This window comes from Pseudomonas sp. Y5-11, from assembly GCF_022368695.1.
Lineage (GTDB): Bacteria > Pseudomonadota > Gammaproteobacteria > Pseudomonadales > Pseudomonadaceae > Aquipseudomonas > Aquipseudomonas parakoreensis.
This window is the reverse complement of the sequence record NZ_CP058974.1, coordinates 1,767,242-1,782,340: the sequence shown is the minus strand read 5'-3', so window position 1 is coordinate 1,782,340 and position 15,099 is coordinate 1,767,242. Positions and strand designations below refer to the sequence as shown.

The following is a 15,099-nucleotide window of genomic DNA, read 5'->3' as shown; positions in this document are numbered from 1 at the left end:
AATTCGCGCGACATGCTTACTTTTTCTTGCGTACGTACAGCACCAGATTGTGATCTACCAGATCAACACCGTGCTCCTCGGCAATTGCCTTCTGGAGCTTTTCGATTTCCGGACTGACGAATTCGACGACTTCACCGGTTTCCACGTTGACCATATGGTCGTGGTGGCCACCGTCGGCCAATTCGAATACCGCGTGGCCACCGTCGAAGTTGTGACGGACCACGAGGCCAGCAGCTTCGAACTGGGTCAGAACACGGTAAACCGTGGCCAGACCGACGTCCTCGCCCGCTTCCATCAACGCCTTGTAGACGTCTTCGGCACTCATGTGACGCTGCTCGGTAGAGTCGAGCATTTGCAGGATCTTGACCCGTGGCAGGGTCACTTTGAGGCCGGCTTTGCGTAGTTCGCTATTTTCAACCATGGTCAGCTTTCTCGCGATGCTGCTTCGCAGCTTCTCTTAATGCGGGTATGATCGGCGTTTACGTTGTCCCAGCCAAGATAGTGGAAGTCGCCCACCGATGCAAAACACCAAGCTCTTGCTAACCAGTTTCACCTTTGTGGGACTGCTCGCACTCGCCGGTTGTTCATTCCCCGGGGTTTACAAAATCGACATCCAGCAGGGCAATGTCGTCACGCAGGACATGATAGACCAGTTACGCCCGGGAATGACCCGTCGGCAAGTACGGTTTATCATGGGTAACCCTCTGCTGACCGACACGTTCCATGCCGATCGCTGGGATTATCTGTACAGCCTGCAACCTGGTGGCGGTGAACGCCAGCAGGAGCGCGTGAGTGTTAATTTCAATTCCAACGACCAGCTTGTCAGCCTGTCCGGTGACTTCATGCCGGGCGTAAGCCGTGACGAGGCCATTCTCGGTAAGGACAGTGGCACCAGCGTGACCGCCCCTGCTGAAAACGCCGAGAAGCCGAAGCCGGAACAACCCGCCAAACCAGGCTCCTTGCTGGATTCGATCCAGAAGGACGTGGACGGTGTTGAAACCGTTCCGGTTCCGACGCCTGAGCCGCTGGACACCTCCCCGCAGTAATGCGCGAGGCAATAAAAAACCCGGAATTTCCGGGTTTTTTATTGCCTGCGATCTGGCCAGGCTACTGATTTCGCGCTTTGGCCTCGGCAGCCTTGGCCGCCCGCAGGCGTCGAACCTCTTTCGGGTCCGCCAGTAACGGCCGGTAGATCTCGATGCGCTCCCCCGCCTGAATCAAGCGAGCCCGTGGATCAGCCACCACCTTGCCGAAGATCCCCAGCGGACAATCACTCAGATCCAGCTCCGGGAATTCATCGCCAATACCTGACTTGAGTACCGCCTCTCGCACTGTCGTCCCTTCCGGGACGCTCAAAGCGCGCAGAAGCTGACGATCCACGGCGGCATACACCACTTCAATCTCGATCACCGGATCAACCATGCATCTGCTTGGCACGCTGGCAGAACGCATCCACCAACGTATTCGCCGCCTGATTGAACAGCGGGCCAAGCGTCGCGCGCACCAGCGGGCCGGCGTAGTCAAAAGACAGGTCAAGACTGATCTTGCAGGCCTTCTCGTTCAATGCCTTGAAGACCCAGACACCATGCAGCTGGTTGAACGGGCCTTCTTCCAGGTTCATCTCGATCGATTGTCCCGGCACCAGCGTATTGCGCGTGACGAAGTGCTGACTGAGACCGCCCTTGGCCACGCCAACGCTGGCGCGCATGTGCTCGGGCGAGCTTTCCAGCACTTCGGCGGACGAGCACCATGGCAAGAATTCCGGGTAACGCGCGACGTCGTTGACCAGGTCGTAGAGGAATTGCGCCGGGTAGGGCAGCAACGCCGAACGTTGAATATGTGTCGTCATGTAAGCGTTACTTCCAGAGCTGAGCGGCAAACACTACAAGAATGCCGATAGGCGCCACGTAGCGCATCAAGAACAAGGACAGGGCAAACAGCGCCGGGTTACGAATCGACAACTCCTCCCGCACCGCATCACGCCCCATCACCCAACCGGCAAACAGCACGAAGCACAGGCCACCGAGCGGCAACATGATCCGCGAGGTGAAGAAATCGATCACGCCGAAGAAGTCCAGACCGCCCGCCGCACCCCATTGGTAGAGATGGAACAGCCCGCCTTCGTTCACGAAAAATTTGGCTTCCTTCCAGATATTGAAAGAGAAAACCGTACCCAGACCGACGAACCAGCAGATGAACGCCAGCCAGAAAGTCACCCAGCCACGGCTGATTTTCGTGCGTTCAACCAGATAGGCCACCATCGGTTCAAGCAAGGAAATCGCCGAGCTCCAGGCGGCAATCGCCACCAGCACAAAGAACACCACGCCCATCAACTGGCCGAAAACCACGTTACCGAAGGCAAATGGCAGACTGACAAACATCAGGCCCGGGCCTTCGCTAGGGTTCAAACCGCCAGCAAACACAATCGGAAACAATGCCAGACCGGCCACCAGCGATACAAAGGTATCCAGCAGCGCCACACCGACCACGGTGCCAGAGAGCGAGGCTTCCTTGGTCATGTAAGCGCCGTAGATCATGATCGAGCCGACGCCCACGCTCAGGGAAAAGAACGCGTGGCCCATGGCGGGCAGCAAGCCGTCGAGGACTTTTTCCGGATGGAAGTCGAACATGAAATGCACGCCTTCCATGAAATGCCCGGTAGTCATGCTGTAACCCAGCAATACCAACACCATCACGAACAGCAGCGGCATCATGATCCGCAGGCTGCGCTCCAGCCCGGCAACCACGCCTTTGGCGATCACCACGGCCGACAACAGCATGAAAACTGTGTGCCAAAGTGTCAGACGCCAAGGATCGGAGATCACATTGCCGAAATAAGCGCCGACCTGCTCCGCCGTAGCACCCTGGAACTCGCCGCGCCCCATGTCGATGATGTAATCCAGCGACCAGCCGCCGACCACACTATAGAAAGACAAGATCAGCAGCGCCGTGATCATCCCGGCAAACGCGCCCCACGACCACTTGCCCGAATGCCCAGCCTCCAGCGCGAGCACCTTCAAGGCGTTCGCCGGACTCTGCCGTGCGCGACGGCCGATCAGGGTTTCAGCCAGCATGACCGGGATCCCGATCAATGCGATGCAGGCCAGAAACATCAGCACGAAGGCGCCGCCGCCGTAGACCCCGACCATGTAGGGGAATTTCCAGATGCTGCCCAGTCCCACGGCCGAACCGGTCGCGGCGAATATGAAAACCCAGCGGCTAGCCCAACTGCCGTGGACAGAAACCTTGTCTGTCGACATTGAATATCACGCCCAAGCGTTAGAAAAAGAGGCCGCATTGTCCGGGATTCACTCAACCTGCTCAAGCACGCAGCATCACCGTAGCCGAGGATCATTTATCTCCATATAATGCCGCCCCTATGGCTAAACAGAAGAAACACCCAACAGGGACCATCGCGCAGAACAAAAAGGCGCGACACGATTACTTCATCGAACATCGTTTCGAGGCTGGTCTGGTCCTGGCCGGCTGGGAAGTAAAAAGTCTGCGGGCAAGCAAGCTGCAACTGGTCGACAGTTACGTGCTGCTCAAGGACGGCGAAGCCTGGCTTCTCGGCAGTCACATCACGCCGTTGATGACCGCAAGCACCCACGTCATCGCCGATCCGACCCGCACCCGCAAACTGCTGCTCAATAAGCGCGAGCTGGAAAAACTCGCCGCTGCCGTGCAACAGAAAGGCTATGCCTGCGTGTGCCTGTCCTTCTACTGGAGCAAGCACATGGTCAAGTGCGAGATTGCTCTGGGCAAGGGCAAGAAGGAATACGACAAGCGTGACACCGAGCGCGAACGCGACGCCGGTCGAGAGCTGCAGCGCGCCGTTCGCAACAAGGGCAAGGAAGAATAATTTCTTCTGCCTGAAAGATCGCAGCCTTCGGCAGCTCCTACAGGGAAAGACACATTCCTGTGTAGGAGCTGCCGAAGGCTGCGATCTTTTTGCTTCTAAAAGCTACATTCCCTTGCGCCGCTCCGCCCGAGCCATGCGCTGAACTTCCTGCCGCACCTCTTCCAGCACCTCTTGCACATACAGAATGTGCCGACTGGAAACCTCCCGCGCCTGCTCCGCCCGACCTTCAATAATCGCCAGATACAGCTCCCGGTGCTGAGAGATCAGCATGTCGCGGGTTTCCGTGCGCTGCTTGTACATGCCGCCGATGTTGGTCACCACGTTGCGCTTGAGCAAATCGAAAAGCCCGCGAATGGTGTGCAGCAGCACCGCGTTGTGACTGGCTTCGGCAATCGCCAAGTGAAACTTCGCGTCCGCCGCGCCCTCTTCCACCCGGCTCACTTCGTCATGCCGCGTGTAGCAATCCTGCAGCTCGTTGAACGCTGCGGTCAGGCGCTCACGATCCACATCCGTGGCGCGCAATGCTGCGTAATAGGCACACGATGCCTCCAGAGTGTGCCGAAACTCCAGCAAATCGCGCTGTGCTTCGGGGTTGCTCTCCAGCAGCAATAGCAGGGGGTCGCTGAAGGTCGATCCGAGGGTTTCCACCACGTAATTGCCGCCGCCCTGGCGACTGACCAGCAAGCCTTTGGCCGCCAGTTTCTGGATCGCTTCACGCAACGACGGACGCGACACGCCGAACTGCTCGGCCAAGGCGCGCTCAGCCGGAAGCCGCTCGCCGGACTTCAGCGTGCCCTCAAGGATCATCCCCTCGAGGCGCTCGACAATATCGTCAGACAAACGGCGCTGACGAATCTGATCAAACCCCATAACTCATTTCTCCACGATCCCGACCGCTCGCCGGGCTCTCTATTCTGGCCTATCGGCGCCCCGCCGACACCTGTCAGAGCACATTTGCCCGACCGGATCAGATGCCTTCTGCACCGCTTATTCGACAAAAGTTTCAGGGCGACAAATTGACACACCGACATCAAGGCTTTTACCCTAGCCAACAGCGATTGTAAATTGGTATTACCAATTAACCAAGAACGCTGACAGTGCCTGACCAACAACAATTAGGGGCCACCCCATATGCAAACCTGGCAACAGCTCTATACCCCGCTCGGCAGTCTCGGCGTCTCCGCACTCGCGGCCGTCATCCCCATCGTTTTCTTCTTCCTGGCTCTGGCGGTGTTCCGCCTCAAGGGTCATGTGGCCGGCAGCATCACGCTCGCCCTGTCGATTGCCGTGGCGATTTTCGCCTTTCACATGCCGGTCGACATGGCTTTCGCCGCTGCCGGATACGGCTTTGCCTATGGTCTATGGCCGATTGCCTGGATCATCGTCGCGGCGGTGTTCCTCTACAAACTGACGGTCAAGAGTGGTCAGTTCGAGGTTATTCGCAGTTCGGTGCTGTCGATCACTGACGACCAGCGCCTGCAGGTGTTGCTGATCGGTTTCTGCTTCGGTGCGTTCCTCGAAGGTGCCGCCGGCTTCGGCGCGCCAGTGGCCATTACCGCCGCGCTGCTGGTCGGTCTCGGCTTTAACCCGCTGTACGCCGCCGGCCTGTGCCTGATTGCCAACACCGCGCCGGTGGCGTTCGGCGCACTGGGGATTCCGATCATCGTGGCCGGTCAGGTGACTGGCATCGACGCGTTCAAGATCGGCGCCATGACCGGCCGCCAACTGCCACTGCTCTCGCTGTTCGTACCGTTCTGGCTGGTGTTCATGATGGACGGCCTGCGTGGTGTGCGTGAAACCTGGCCGGCAGCGCTGGTTGCAGGCCTGAGCTTCGCCGTGACCCAGTACTTCACTTCGAACTTCATCGGCCCGGAGCTGCCAGACATCACCTCAGCCCTGGCCAGCCTGATTTCCCTGACCCTGTTCCTCAAAGTCTGGCAACCAAAACGCGCCGCCGGTCAGCACATCGCCGGCGCCGTGTCGGCCTCGGTGGTAACCGCCAGCGCTGGCGGTTTCGGCCAGAAACGCAGCACCGTGGCGTCGCCTTACAGCCTCTGGGAAATTTTCATTGCCTGGTCGCCGTTCCTGATCCTCACCGTGCTGGTAACCATCTGGACGCTGAAACCCTTCAAAGCCATGTTCGCCGCTGGCGGTTCGATGTACGCCTGGGTATTCAACTTCGCCATCCCGCACCTGGATCAACTGGTGATCAAGACCGCGCCGATCGTGGCCACGCCGACTGCGATTCCGGCGGTGTTCAAACTCGACCCGATTTCCGCGACCGGCACAGCGATCTTCTTCTCGGCATTGATCTCGATGCTGGTCCTGAAGATCAACTTCAAAACTGGTCTGACCACTTTGAGAGAGACCTTCTACGAACTGCGCTGGCCTATTCTGTCGATCGGCATGGTGCTGGCCTTCGCCTTCGTCACCAACTACTCGGGGATGTCTTCGACCATGGCGCTGGTCCTGGCCGCGACCGGCGCAGCCTTCCCGTTCTTCTCGCCGTTCCTTGGCTGGCTGGGCGTGTTCCTCACCGGCTCCGATACTTCGTCCAACGCGCTGTTCAGTTCATTGCAGGCGACCACCGCACACCAGATCGGCGTCAACGACACCTTGCTGGTGGCAGCCAACACCAGCGGCGGCGTGACCGGCAAGATGATCTCGCCACAGTCGATTGCCGTGGCGTGCGCTGCGACCGGGCTGGTGGGCAAGGAATCGGATCTGTTCCGCTTCACCCTCAAGCACAGCCTATTCTTTGCCACGATTGTCGGCCTGATCACCCTGGCCCAGGCCTACTGGTTCACCGGCATGCTGGTGCACTGATCCTATAAACAAAACGGAAATAACCGACGCCGGTTCGTGATTCCGGCGTCAGCAACTCACCACCCGGTCTGTAAGGCTGCTGAAAGCAAGGCGCTTTATATTCAGCAGCCGCCACAGACGGATAACCGGGCCCACCCGGAGACACGCCTGATGAGCGAGCTTTTTTACAACGCTGTGCCCAACGCCACGCGCGTCGCACCGCCACTGCCTGAACCTCGGCAATACCCCAGCGAGAAACCGTCGCGGGTCTACCTGTTCGGCACATGCGTGGTCGACCTGTTCTACCCCGAAGCCGGGATGGACGCGATCCATTTGCTGGAGCGCGAAGGCATCCGCGTCGAGTACCCGCAAGGGCAGAGCTGCTGCGGGCAACCGGCCTACACCTCGGGTTACACCGAGCAGGCGCGGACGGTCGCGCGCGCTCAGCTGGCGTTGTTTGCCGGGGATTGTCCGGTGGTGGTGCCGTCGGGTTCCTGCGCGGGCATGCTGCGCGAGCATTACGCCGACTTGTTCAAGGACGAGCCGGCAACGCTGAAACAGGTACAGGCCCTCGCGGCCCGCACTTATGAACTGGCTGAGTTTCTGCTGCTTGTCTGCAAGGTGCAGCTAAAGGACAGCGGCGAACCGGTCAAAGTGGCGCTGCACACTTCGTGTTCGGCACGTCGCGAAATGAACACCCACCTGCACGGCCGCGAGCTGTTGGCGCAGTTGAGCAACGTGGAACGGGTCAACCACGATCACGAAAGCGAATGCTGTGGCTTCGGCGGGACATTCAGCGTCCGTATGCCAGACATTTCCGGCGCGATGGTGGCTGACAAGACCAAAGCGTTGAAGGATTCCGGCGCACACAAAGTGTTGAGCGCCGACTGTGGCTGTTTGATGAACATCAACGGCGCATTGGAGAAACAAAAAGAAGCGCTGCGCGGGCAACATCTCGCCAGCTTTCTGTGGCAACGAACCGGAGGTGCGCAATGAGCACCTCGACGATTATTCCTACGGTTGCCGTAGAAGAAGACTTCCGCACCCGGGCGCACAACGCCTTGGGTGATCAGCAGTTACGGAACAACTTCCGTACTGCCATGGATTCACTGATGACCAAGCGGGCAGCGGCGTTCAGCGATGCCCACGAAAGAGAACACTTGCGTGCCCTGGGCAACTCGATCAGGGCGCGTGCGCTCTCCAAGTTGCCCGACCTGCTCGAGCAACTGGAACAGAACCTGACCCGCAACGGTGTGACAGTGCACTGGGCGGAAACGGTGGACGAAGCCAATGGCATCGTCCTTTCGATCATCCGCGCTCACGAGGCGCGGCAAGTGATCAAGGGCAAATCGATGGTCAGCGAAGAGATGGAGATGAACCATTTCCTCGAGGCTCAAGGTGTTGAATGCCTGGAGTCCGACATGGGGGAATACATCGTCCAGCTCGACCACGAGAAGCCTTCACACATCATTATGCCGGCGATCCACAAGAATGCCGGTCAGGTCGCGTCCTTGTTCCACGACAAACTTGGCGTGGAGTACACCAAGGACGTTGACCAACTCATTCAGATCGGTCGCAGAGTCCTGCGGCAGAAATTCTTCGAAGCGGACATCGGCGTTTCCGGCGTCAACTTCGCCGTGGCTGAAACCGGCACCCTGCTGCTGGTGGAAAACGAAGGCAACGGGCGCATGACCACCACCGTGCCGCCGGTGCACATCGCCGTCACCGGCATCGAAAAGGTCGTGGAAAACCTGCGCGACGTGGTGCCGCTGTTGTCGCTGCTGACCCGCTCGGCGCTGGGCATTCCGATCACCACCTACGTCAACATGATCTCCGGCCCGCGCAAGGAACATGAACTCGACGGCCCGCAGGAAGTGCATCTGATCCTGCTCGACAACGGTCGCAGCCAGGCCTTTGCCGACAGCGAACTGCGCCAGACCCTGAACTGCATCCGCTGTGGCGCGTGCATGAACCATTGCCCGGTTTACACCCGCGTCGGTGGTCACACTTACGGCGAGGTTTATCCGGGACCGATCGGCAAAATCATCACCCCGCACATGGTCGGTCTGGCGAAAGTCCCGGATCACCCGAGCGCTTCGTCGTTGTGCGGTGCCTGCGGTGAAGTGTGCCCGGTGAAAATTCCGATCCCGGCAATTCTGCGCCGATTGCGCGAAGAAAACGTCAAAGCCCCGGACGCTCCACACCAAGTGATGCGCGGCCAGGGCAGCAAGTATTCGCGCAAGGAACGCTTCATCTGGAACGCCTGGGCGAAACTCAACAGCTCGCCGACGCTGTATCGGTTGTTCGGGTTCTTCGCCACGCGCCTGCGTGCCCTGACCCCGAGCAATGTCGGCCCGTGGACGCAAAACCACAGCGCACCCAAACCCGCCGCCCGCTCACTGCACGACATGGCCCGCGAGCATCTGGCCAAACAGGGAGACCGCTGATGAGCGCCAAGCAAAATATCCTCGCCAAGCTGCGGAAAAGTCTGACCGGCACCACACCGATTGCCGACGACTTCGACGTCGATCTGGTGACGCAGCCATACACCTACAGCGCCGAGCAACGCATCCCGCGGCTGCGCAAACTGATGGAAGCGGTACACACCGAAATCCATCTGACTACCGGCGCAGACTGGCCGACGCTGCTCGCGCAATTGCTGCGTGACCGTCAACTGCCAAGCCTGCTGATCGCACCGACGACGCCTCACGGGCAGCGCATCTCACAACACTGGGCGAATAATCCTGATCTGCCGACGCTGAAGTCCTACAACCGCCCGATGGAAGAATGGAAAGCCGAGCTGTTCAACGACACCCCGGCCAGCCTCACTGGCACCCTCGGCGCCATCGCCGCCACCGGCAGCCTGATTCTCTGGCCAACCCGTGAAGAGCCGCGACTGATGAGCCTGGTGCCGCCGGTGCATTTCGCCCTGCTCAAGGCCAGCGAAATCCGTGACAACTTCTATCAAGTGCAACAGGAATTCGAGTGGGCCCAAGGCATGCCGACCAACGCGCTGCTGGTATCCGGCCCGTCGAAAACCGCCGACATCGAGCAAGTGCTGGCCTACGGCGCTCACGGCCCGAAAGACTTGGTGGTACTGATCCTGGAGGACCAATGACGCTTCCGGTGAATTTCCTGCGTGATGCGCAGCAACTGATTCCAGCGGAGCGCCGCTTCGACGATCCGCTGTCGACCTTGGCCTTCGGCACCGACGCCAGTTTTTATCGGCTGATTCCCAAACTGGTGATCCGCGTCGAGTCCGAAGATGAAGTGGTAGCGCTGCTGAAACTGGCCCAGCGCGATCAAGTCCCGGTGACCTTCCGCGCCGCCGGCACCAGTTTGTCCGGGCAAGCGATCAGCGATTCGGTGCTGATTGTGCTGGGGGATAACTGGAACGCTCGCGAGATTCGTGATCAAGGCCTGCAAATCCGCCTGCAGCCGGGCGTGATTGGCGCGCAGGCCAACGCGTGGCTGGCACCGTTCGGGCGCAAGATCGGCCCGGATCCGGCATCGATCAACGCCTGTAAAATCGGCGGCATCGTCGCCAACAACGCCAGCGGCATGTGCTGCGGCACCGCGCAAAACACCTATCACACACTGGCCGGGATCCGCCTGGTACTCGCCGACGGCACCCGTCTCGACACCGAAGACGCAGCCAGTGTCGCCGCTTTTCGCGAAAGCCACGGCGAACTGCTGGAGCGCCTGGCGACGTTGGGCCGTGAGACCCGCGCCAATGCCGAACTGGCGGCGAGAATCCGCCACAAATACCGTCTGAAAAATACCACCGGCCTGTCACTCAATGCCCTGGTGGATTTCGACGAGCCTGTGGATATCTTGAGCCACCTGCTGGTCGGTTCTGAAGGCACCCTTGGCTTCATCAGCGCGGTGACCTACGACACGGTGATCGATCACCCGAACAAGGCCTCGGCGCTGATCGTGTTCCCGGATGTGGAAACCTGCTGCAACGCGGTCACGGTGCTGAAAAACCAACCGGTATCAGCGGTGGAACTGCTGGACCGACGCAGCCTGCGCTCGGTGCAGGACAAACCCGGCATGCCGGATTTCGTACAACACCTGTCGAACAATGCCTGCGCGCTGCTGATCGAATCCCGCGCCGCCTCTTCCTCTTTGCTGCAGGAACAACTGGCGCAGATCATGGCTTCGCTGACCCGTTTCCCGGTGGAAAAACAGGTCGATTTCACCGAAGACCCGGCCGAGAACGCCAAGCTCTGGGCCATCCGTAAGGACACCTTCCCCGCCGTCGGTGCCGTGCGTAAAACCGGCACCACGGTGATCATCGAAGACGTGACCTTCCCGGTCGAGCAACTGGCGATCGGCGTCAACCGCCTGATCGAGCTGTTCGACAAACATGCCTACGACGAAGCAATCCTTTTCGGACACGCGCTGGAGGGCAATCTGCACTTCGTCTTCACCCAAGGCTTCAACAGTCCGGAAGAAGTCGCACGCTATCAAGCGTTCATGGACGACGTGGCGCAACTGGTGGCGGTGGAATTCGGCGGTTCGTTGAAGGCTGAGCACGGCACCGGACGGAATATGGCGCCGTTCGTTGAGCTGGAATGGGGCAGCGATGCGTATCAGTTGATGTGGCAGCTCAAACGCCTGCTCGACCCCAACGGCATCCTCAACCCGGACGTGGTGCTCAGCGAAGATCCGCAGATCCACCTCAAGCACCTCAAGCCGCTGCCAGCGGCGGACGAGATTGTCGATAAATGCATCGAATGCGGCTTCTGCGAACCGGTCTGCCCATCGAAGGGCCTGACCCTCAGCCCGCGCCAGCGCATCGTCATCTGGCGTGACATTCAGGCGAAAAAACGCGCCGGCGTCGACACCATCGAGCTGGAAAAGGCCTACGAGTACCAAGGCATCGAGACCTGCGCCGCGACCGGTTTGTGCGCTCAGCGTTGCCCTGTGGGCATCAATACCGGCGAACTGGTGAAAAAGCTTCGCGGCCGACACGCGACGCATCAGAAAACCGCTGACTGGATCGAAGGAAATTTCGCCAAGACCCTGCAAGGTGCACGTTTCACTTTGCACGTGGCCAATGGCGCACGGATGCTGCTCGGTGCACCGCGTCTGGCGAAGCTGTCGGCAACCCTGACGCGCTTGTCCAAGGGCCAGGTGCCGCTGTGGACCAACGCGATGCCGCAACCGGAAAAAGCCATTCGCTTCAACCCGAGTGTGTCGGATGAGCGTCCGCGGGTGGTGTATCTGGCGGCGTGCGTATCGCGGGTGATGGGCCCGGCGGCGGGTGACAAGGAACAGATGTCGCTGTACGACAAAACCCGTGGCCTACTGGAAAAGGCCGGTTACCAAGTGGTGATCCCGGACAATCAGGACAACCTCTGCTGCGGTCAGCCGTTTGCCTCCAAGGGCTACGCCGAGCAGGCCGAACACAAACGTCAGGAACTGATCAGCGCCCTCCTCCATGCCAGTCGTGGCGGGCTCGATCCGATCTACTGCGACACCAGCCCGTGCACCTTGCGCCTGGTGCAGGACGTGGGAAATGTTCGCCTGGATCTGTACGACCCGGTGCGCTTCATTCGTACGCACCTTCTCGATCGACTGGAGTTCACCCCGCAAGAGGCACCGATTGCGGTTCACGTGACCTGCAGCACCCAGCATCTGGGCGAGAGCCAGGCGCTGATCGATCTGGCGCGCAAATGCAGCAAGACCGTGGTTATCCCCGAAGGCATTCACTGCTGCGGGTTTGCCGGTGACAAGGGCTTCACCACGCCGGAGCTGAACAGTCATTCGCTGCGCACCCTCAAGGATGCAGTGCAGCATTGCAGCGAGGGGATTTCCACCAGCCGCACCTGTGAGATCGGCCTGACGCAACACGGCGGCATCGACTATCACGGACTGGTCTATCTGGTGGATCGAGTGACCCGGGCCAAGGCCTGCTGAAGAAAAATAGAACCCTTGCGTGCGACCGTAGTCCACAGAACAGGCCCCGGAAAACGGGGCTTTTCCTCCCATCGGTTGCCCGTCCTGACGGCCAGCGCAGTCTGGATCCCTCAGTTCAAGGAGATACACATGAAACGTTCTGTACTGTTAGGTCTGTTCGTTACTGCCTCGATGATGGCCTCCACCTCGTTCGCCGCCGACAAACCCGCCGACCTGTGCGATGCCAATATCCAGACCATCAACAACGCCAAGGGGCAGCTGTCAGCGAACCCGGAACTCAGTCAGCGTGCCGAAGCCAGTGTGAGCAAGGCACAGGCGCTGAAAGCCCAGGGCAAGATTGATGACTGCGTAGCGGAAACCTCGCAAACCATCATAGAACTGCGTAAATCCACCGGCACCAACAACTGATTCAAGGCCTCGGCCAACCTTCGGGTTGGCCTTGCCGGCCGTTTGGCGTACACTGCACAGGCTTGTTGCCTCACCTGATGTACGAGGCAATGAGTTCGGGGCCGATTAGGATTCGACGCCGGTGACGAAACTTTAGGTGCATGCCGACTTGGTAACAGAAGTCGTAAATCCACTGTTGCAACTTCTTATAGTTGCCAATGACGACCAATACGGTGCTGCTCTCGCTGCTTAATTGCAGCTGACATGCACTCCTGGTGCCTTCGGGCCCAGCAATCATCAGGGGATGTCTGTAAACCCGAAATGATTGTCATATAGAACAGAATCGCCGTGCAGTACGTTGTGGACGAAGCGGCTAAAACTTACACAACTCGCCCAAAGCACCCTGCCCGTCGGGTCGCTGAGGGTTAACTTAATAGACACGGCTACGCATGTAGTACCGACAGCGGAGCACTGGCGGACGGGGGTTCAAATCCCCCCGGCTCCACCAAATGATCAATCAAAGACGTCCACGGACGTCTTTTTTTTGTGCCTGAGATCCAGTAAATACGCGGCCTCCAGCGCTTTTGCGGTCTTCTGAGATTTTTTGAGTTCCAGCCATTCGGGTATTCCAAACGGTATTCCAGCCCATCCGGTGCTAATCTTTGGAATACCGAATCAGTGCCTGAGGACAATCTCATGCCTGCTCAAAACCTCCGCCTCTCCGATCGACAGCTCAAGGGAGTCAAACCCGCGTCCAAGGATTATGTCCTCACCGACGGTGACGGTTTGCAGCTCCGTGTACGCAGCAACGGCTCGTTGCTGTGGAATTTCAACTACCGCGAACCGGTAGCCAAAAAGCGCATCAACATCGGCTTCGGGACCTACCCCGAACTGTCACTGGCGAACGCATGAAAGAAGGCAGTCGATGCGCGCGAGCTGCTCGCCCAAGGCATCGATCCGAAGGTGCAGCGCAATACGCTGAATGAAGCCAAGCGCGCAGAAACGGAACACACCTTCGAGAACGTGGCCACCGCCTGGTTCGAGCTCAAGAAAGACTCAGTCACTCCGGCCTACGCCGAGGACATTTGGCGATCGCTCACGCTGCATGTATTTCCAGACCTGAAAACAACGCCGCTTTCAAAAATCAGCGCACCAATGGTCATCGAACTGCTTCGCCCAATCGAGACAAAAGGCAGCCTCGAGACAGTGAAGCGATTGAGCCAACGGCTCAACGAGATCATGACCTATGGGGTCAATTCAGGACTGATCTTTGCGAACCCCCTCAGTGGCATTCGCGCAGTATTCAAGAAACCCAAGAAACAGAACATGGCCGCGCTACGACCCGATGAGCTTTCCGAGCTCATGATCGAAATCGCAAACGCCAGCATCAAGCGGATCACCCGCTGCCTGATCGAATGGCAACTGCACACCATGACCCGCCCTGCCGAAGCGGCTACCACCCGATGGGCAGACATCGACTTCGACAAACGCATCTGGACCATCCCTCCGGAGCGCATGAAAAAGCGTCGTCCGCACACCGTCCCACTGACCGAACAGGCACTCGCGTTACTGGAGACGCTCAAGCTCCACAGCGGCCACAGGGAATACGTGTTCCCGGCAGATAGAAACCCGCGCACCCACGCCAACAGTCAGACCGCCAACATGGCGTTGAAACGCATGGGCTTTCAGGACCGCTTGGTCAGCCACGGCATGCGCTCCATGGCCAGCACCATCCTGAACGAACATGGGTGGGATCCGGAGCTAATCGAAGTCGCACTGGCGCATGTCGACAAGGACGAAGTCCGAAGCGCTTACAACCGAGCGGACTACATCGAGCGCCGGCGTCCGATGATGGTTTGGTGGAGTGAGCACATCCAGAAAGCGGCCACTGGCAACCGGTCGGCATCTGCGATCAATCAAACCAGGGACCATAACGTCGTGCCGATACGGTGAGCGCTCACCGAACGCCGCAGGTAACCGAAAATGACTCCCAAGATGGAGTGATGGTTGATTTGGCGACACCGGCGACACCGGCGACAACCCGCGTAACACCTGGTTTGCAGCGTGGCGACAGAAGTGGCGACTGTCGCCGTTGCAAGCCTCCCTCTTGGGGCTTTCTC

13 protein-coding genes, 1 other RNA gene and 1 pseudogene are annotated in these 15,099 nt (G+C 59.2%); 10 read left to right on the top strand and 5 right to left on the bottom strand.

Annotated elements, in window-relative coordinates:
* Positions 1–16: 16 nt before the first annotated feature.
* Positions 17–421, bottom strand: a complete 405-nt coding sequence (gene fur / locus HXW87_RS07785) for a ferric iron uptake transcriptional regulator (RefSeq protein WP_003221515.1) — start codon at positions 419–421, stop codon at positions 17–19.
* Between the two features lie 97 nt (positions 422–518).
* Between fur and HXW87_RS07780 the strand changes: the two genes are divergently transcribed.
* Positions 519–1,046 (top strand): outer membrane protein assembly factor BamE, encoded by a 528-nt coding sequence (locus HXW87_RS07780; RefSeq protein WP_027610774.1) that lies wholly within the window; start codon positions 519–521, stop codon positions 1,044–1,046.
* A gap of 61 nt (positions 1,047–1,107) precedes the next feature.
* On the opposite strand, the gene HXW87_RS07775 is transcribed toward HXW87_RS07780, so the two are convergent.
* From HXW87_RS07775 to HXW87_RS07765, 3 genes are read right to left on the bottom strand one after another with little or no spacing between them, the layout of a single operon-like run.
* Positions 1,108–1,422 (bottom strand): RnfH family protein, encoded by a 315-nt coding sequence (locus HXW87_RS07775; RefSeq protein ID WP_239778713.1) that lies wholly within the window; start codon positions 1,420–1,422, stop codon positions 1,108–1,110.
* Entirely contained in the window at positions 1,415–1,849 is a 435-nt protein-coding gene (locus tag HXW87_RS07770; RefSeq protein ID WP_003221509.1) for a type II toxin-antitoxin system RatA family toxin, read from the bottom strand. The genes HXW87_RS07775 and HXW87_RS07770 overlap by 8 nt, the downstream gene beginning before the upstream one ends.
* Before the next feature lie 7 nt (positions 1,850–1,856).
* Positions 1,857–3,260, bottom strand: a complete 1,404-nt coding sequence (locus tag HXW87_RS07765) for a sodium-dependent transporter (protein ID WP_239778712.1) — start codon at positions 3,258–3,260, stop codon at positions 1,857–1,859.
* Positions 3,261–3,379: 119 nt separating this feature from the next.
* On the opposite strand from HXW87_RS07765, the gene smpB reads away from it, so the two are divergent.
* Complete coding sequence (smpB, locus tag HXW87_RS07760) at positions 3,380–3,862, top strand: SsrA-binding protein SmpB (RefSeq protein WP_003221505.1); 483 nt, start codon at positions 3,380–3,382, stop codon at positions 3,860–3,862.
* Between the two features lie 102 nt (positions 3,863–3,964).
* Here smpB and HXW87_RS07755 read toward each other — a convergent pair whose 3' ends face one another.
* A complete protein-coding gene (locus HXW87_RS07755; protein ID WP_025110467.1) occupies positions 3,965–4,732 on the bottom strand; it encodes a GntR family transcriptional regulator in 768 nt (255 codons plus the stop codon).
* Between the two features lie 261 nt (positions 4,733–4,993).
* Here HXW87_RS07755 and HXW87_RS07750 point away from each other — a divergent pair, with 261 nt between their 5' ends.
* From HXW87_RS07750 to HXW87_RS07715, 8 genes and pseudogenes are all read left to right on the top strand, one after another.
* Positions 4,994–6,688 carry a lactate permease LctP family transporter gene (locus tag HXW87_RS07750; protein WP_121183642.1) on the top strand — a complete coding sequence of 565 codons (1,695 nt, stop codon included), beginning with the start codon at positions 4,994–4,996 and terminating at the stop codon, positions 6,686–6,688.
* Positions 6,689–6,838: 150 nt separating this feature from the next.
* Complete coding sequence (locus HXW87_RS07745; RefSeq protein ID WP_239778711.1) at positions 6,839–7,663, top strand: (Fe-S)-binding protein; 825 nt, start codon at positions 6,839–6,841, stop codon at positions 7,661–7,663.
* A complete protein-coding gene (locus HXW87_RS07740; protein WP_239778710.1) occupies positions 7,660–9,114 on the top strand; it encodes a LutB/LldF family L-lactate oxidation iron-sulfur protein in 1,455 nt (484 codons plus the stop codon). The genes HXW87_RS07745 and HXW87_RS07740 overlap by 4 nt, the downstream gene beginning before the upstream one ends.
* On the top strand, positions 9,114–9,785 hold the full coding sequence (locus HXW87_RS07735) for a lactate utilization protein (protein WP_239778709.1): 672 nt from the start codon (positions 9,114–9,116) through the stop codon (positions 9,783–9,785). The genes HXW87_RS07740 and HXW87_RS07735 overlap by 1 nt, the downstream gene beginning before the upstream one ends.
* Positions 9,782–12,592, top strand: a complete 2,811-nt coding sequence (locus HXW87_RS07730) for an FAD-binding and (Fe-S)-binding domain-containing protein (RefSeq protein ID WP_239778708.1) — start codon at positions 9,782–9,784, stop codon at positions 12,590–12,592. Before HXW87_RS07735 ends, HXW87_RS07730 begins: the two co-directional genes overlap by 4 nt.
* A 129-nt stretch (positions 12,593–12,721) precedes the next feature.
* Entirely contained in the window at positions 12,722–13,000 is a 279-nt protein-coding gene (locus HXW87_RS07725; protein ID WP_007961392.1) for a hypothetical protein, read from the top strand.
* A gap of 97 nt (positions 13,001–13,097) precedes the next feature.
* Positions 13,098–13,487, top strand: a transfer-messenger RNA (tmRNA) gene (gene ssrA, locus HXW87_RS07720).
* Between the two features lie 188 nt (positions 13,488–13,675).
* Positions 13,676–14,932, top strand: a pseudogene (locus tag HXW87_RS07715) (integrase domain-containing protein).
* The last annotated feature ends 167 nt before the right edge of the window (positions 14,933–15,099 follow it).

Coding starts and splice junctions, on each gene's coding strand:
- fur (WP_003221515.1), bottom strand. CDS start 421: ATGGTTGAAAATAGCGAACTACGCAAAGCCGGCCTCAAAGTGACCCTG.
- HXW87_RS07735 (WP_239778709.1), top strand. CDS start 9,114: ATGAGCGCCAAGCAAAATATCCTCGCCAAGCTGCGGAAAAGTCTGACC.
- HXW87_RS07780 (WP_027610774.1), top strand. CDS start 519: ATGCAAAACACCAAGCTCTTGCTAACCAGTTTCACCTTTGTGGGACTG.
- HXW87_RS07755 (WP_025110467.1), bottom strand. CDS start 4,732: ATGGGGTTTGATCAGATTCGTCAGCGCCGTTTGTCTGACGATATTGTC.
- HXW87_RS07740 (WP_239778710.1), top strand. CDS start 7,660: ATGAGCACCTCGACGATTATTCCTACGGTTGCCGTAGAAGAAGACTTC.
- smpB (WP_003221505.1), top strand. CDS start 3,380: ATGGCTAAACAGAAGAAACACCCAACAGGGACCATCGCGCAGAACAAA.
- HXW87_RS07750 (WP_121183642.1), top strand. CDS start 4,994: ATGCAAACCTGGCAACAGCTCTATACCCCGCTCGGCAGTCTCGGCGTC.
- HXW87_RS07770 (WP_003221509.1), bottom strand. CDS start 1,849: ATGACGACACATATTCAACGTTCGGCGTTGCTGCCCTACCCGGCGCAA.
- HXW87_RS07725 (WP_007961392.1), top strand. CDS start 12,722: ATGAAACGTTCTGTACTGTTAGGTCTGTTCGTTACTGCCTCGATGATG.
- HXW87_RS07730 (WP_239778708.1), top strand. CDS start 9,782: ATGACGCTTCCGGTGAATTTCCTGCGTGATGCGCAGCAACTGATTCCA.
- HXW87_RS07765 (WP_239778712.1), bottom strand. CDS start 3,260: ATGTCGACAGACAAGGTTTCTGTCCACGGCAGTTGGGCTAGCCGCTGG.
- HXW87_RS07745 (WP_239778711.1), top strand. CDS start 6,839: ATGAGCGAGCTTTTTTACAACGCTGTGCCCAACGCCACGCGCGTCGCA.
- HXW87_RS07775 (WP_239778713.1), bottom strand. CDS start 1,422: ATGGTTGATCCGGTGATCGAGATTGAAGTGGTGTATGCCGCCGTGGAT.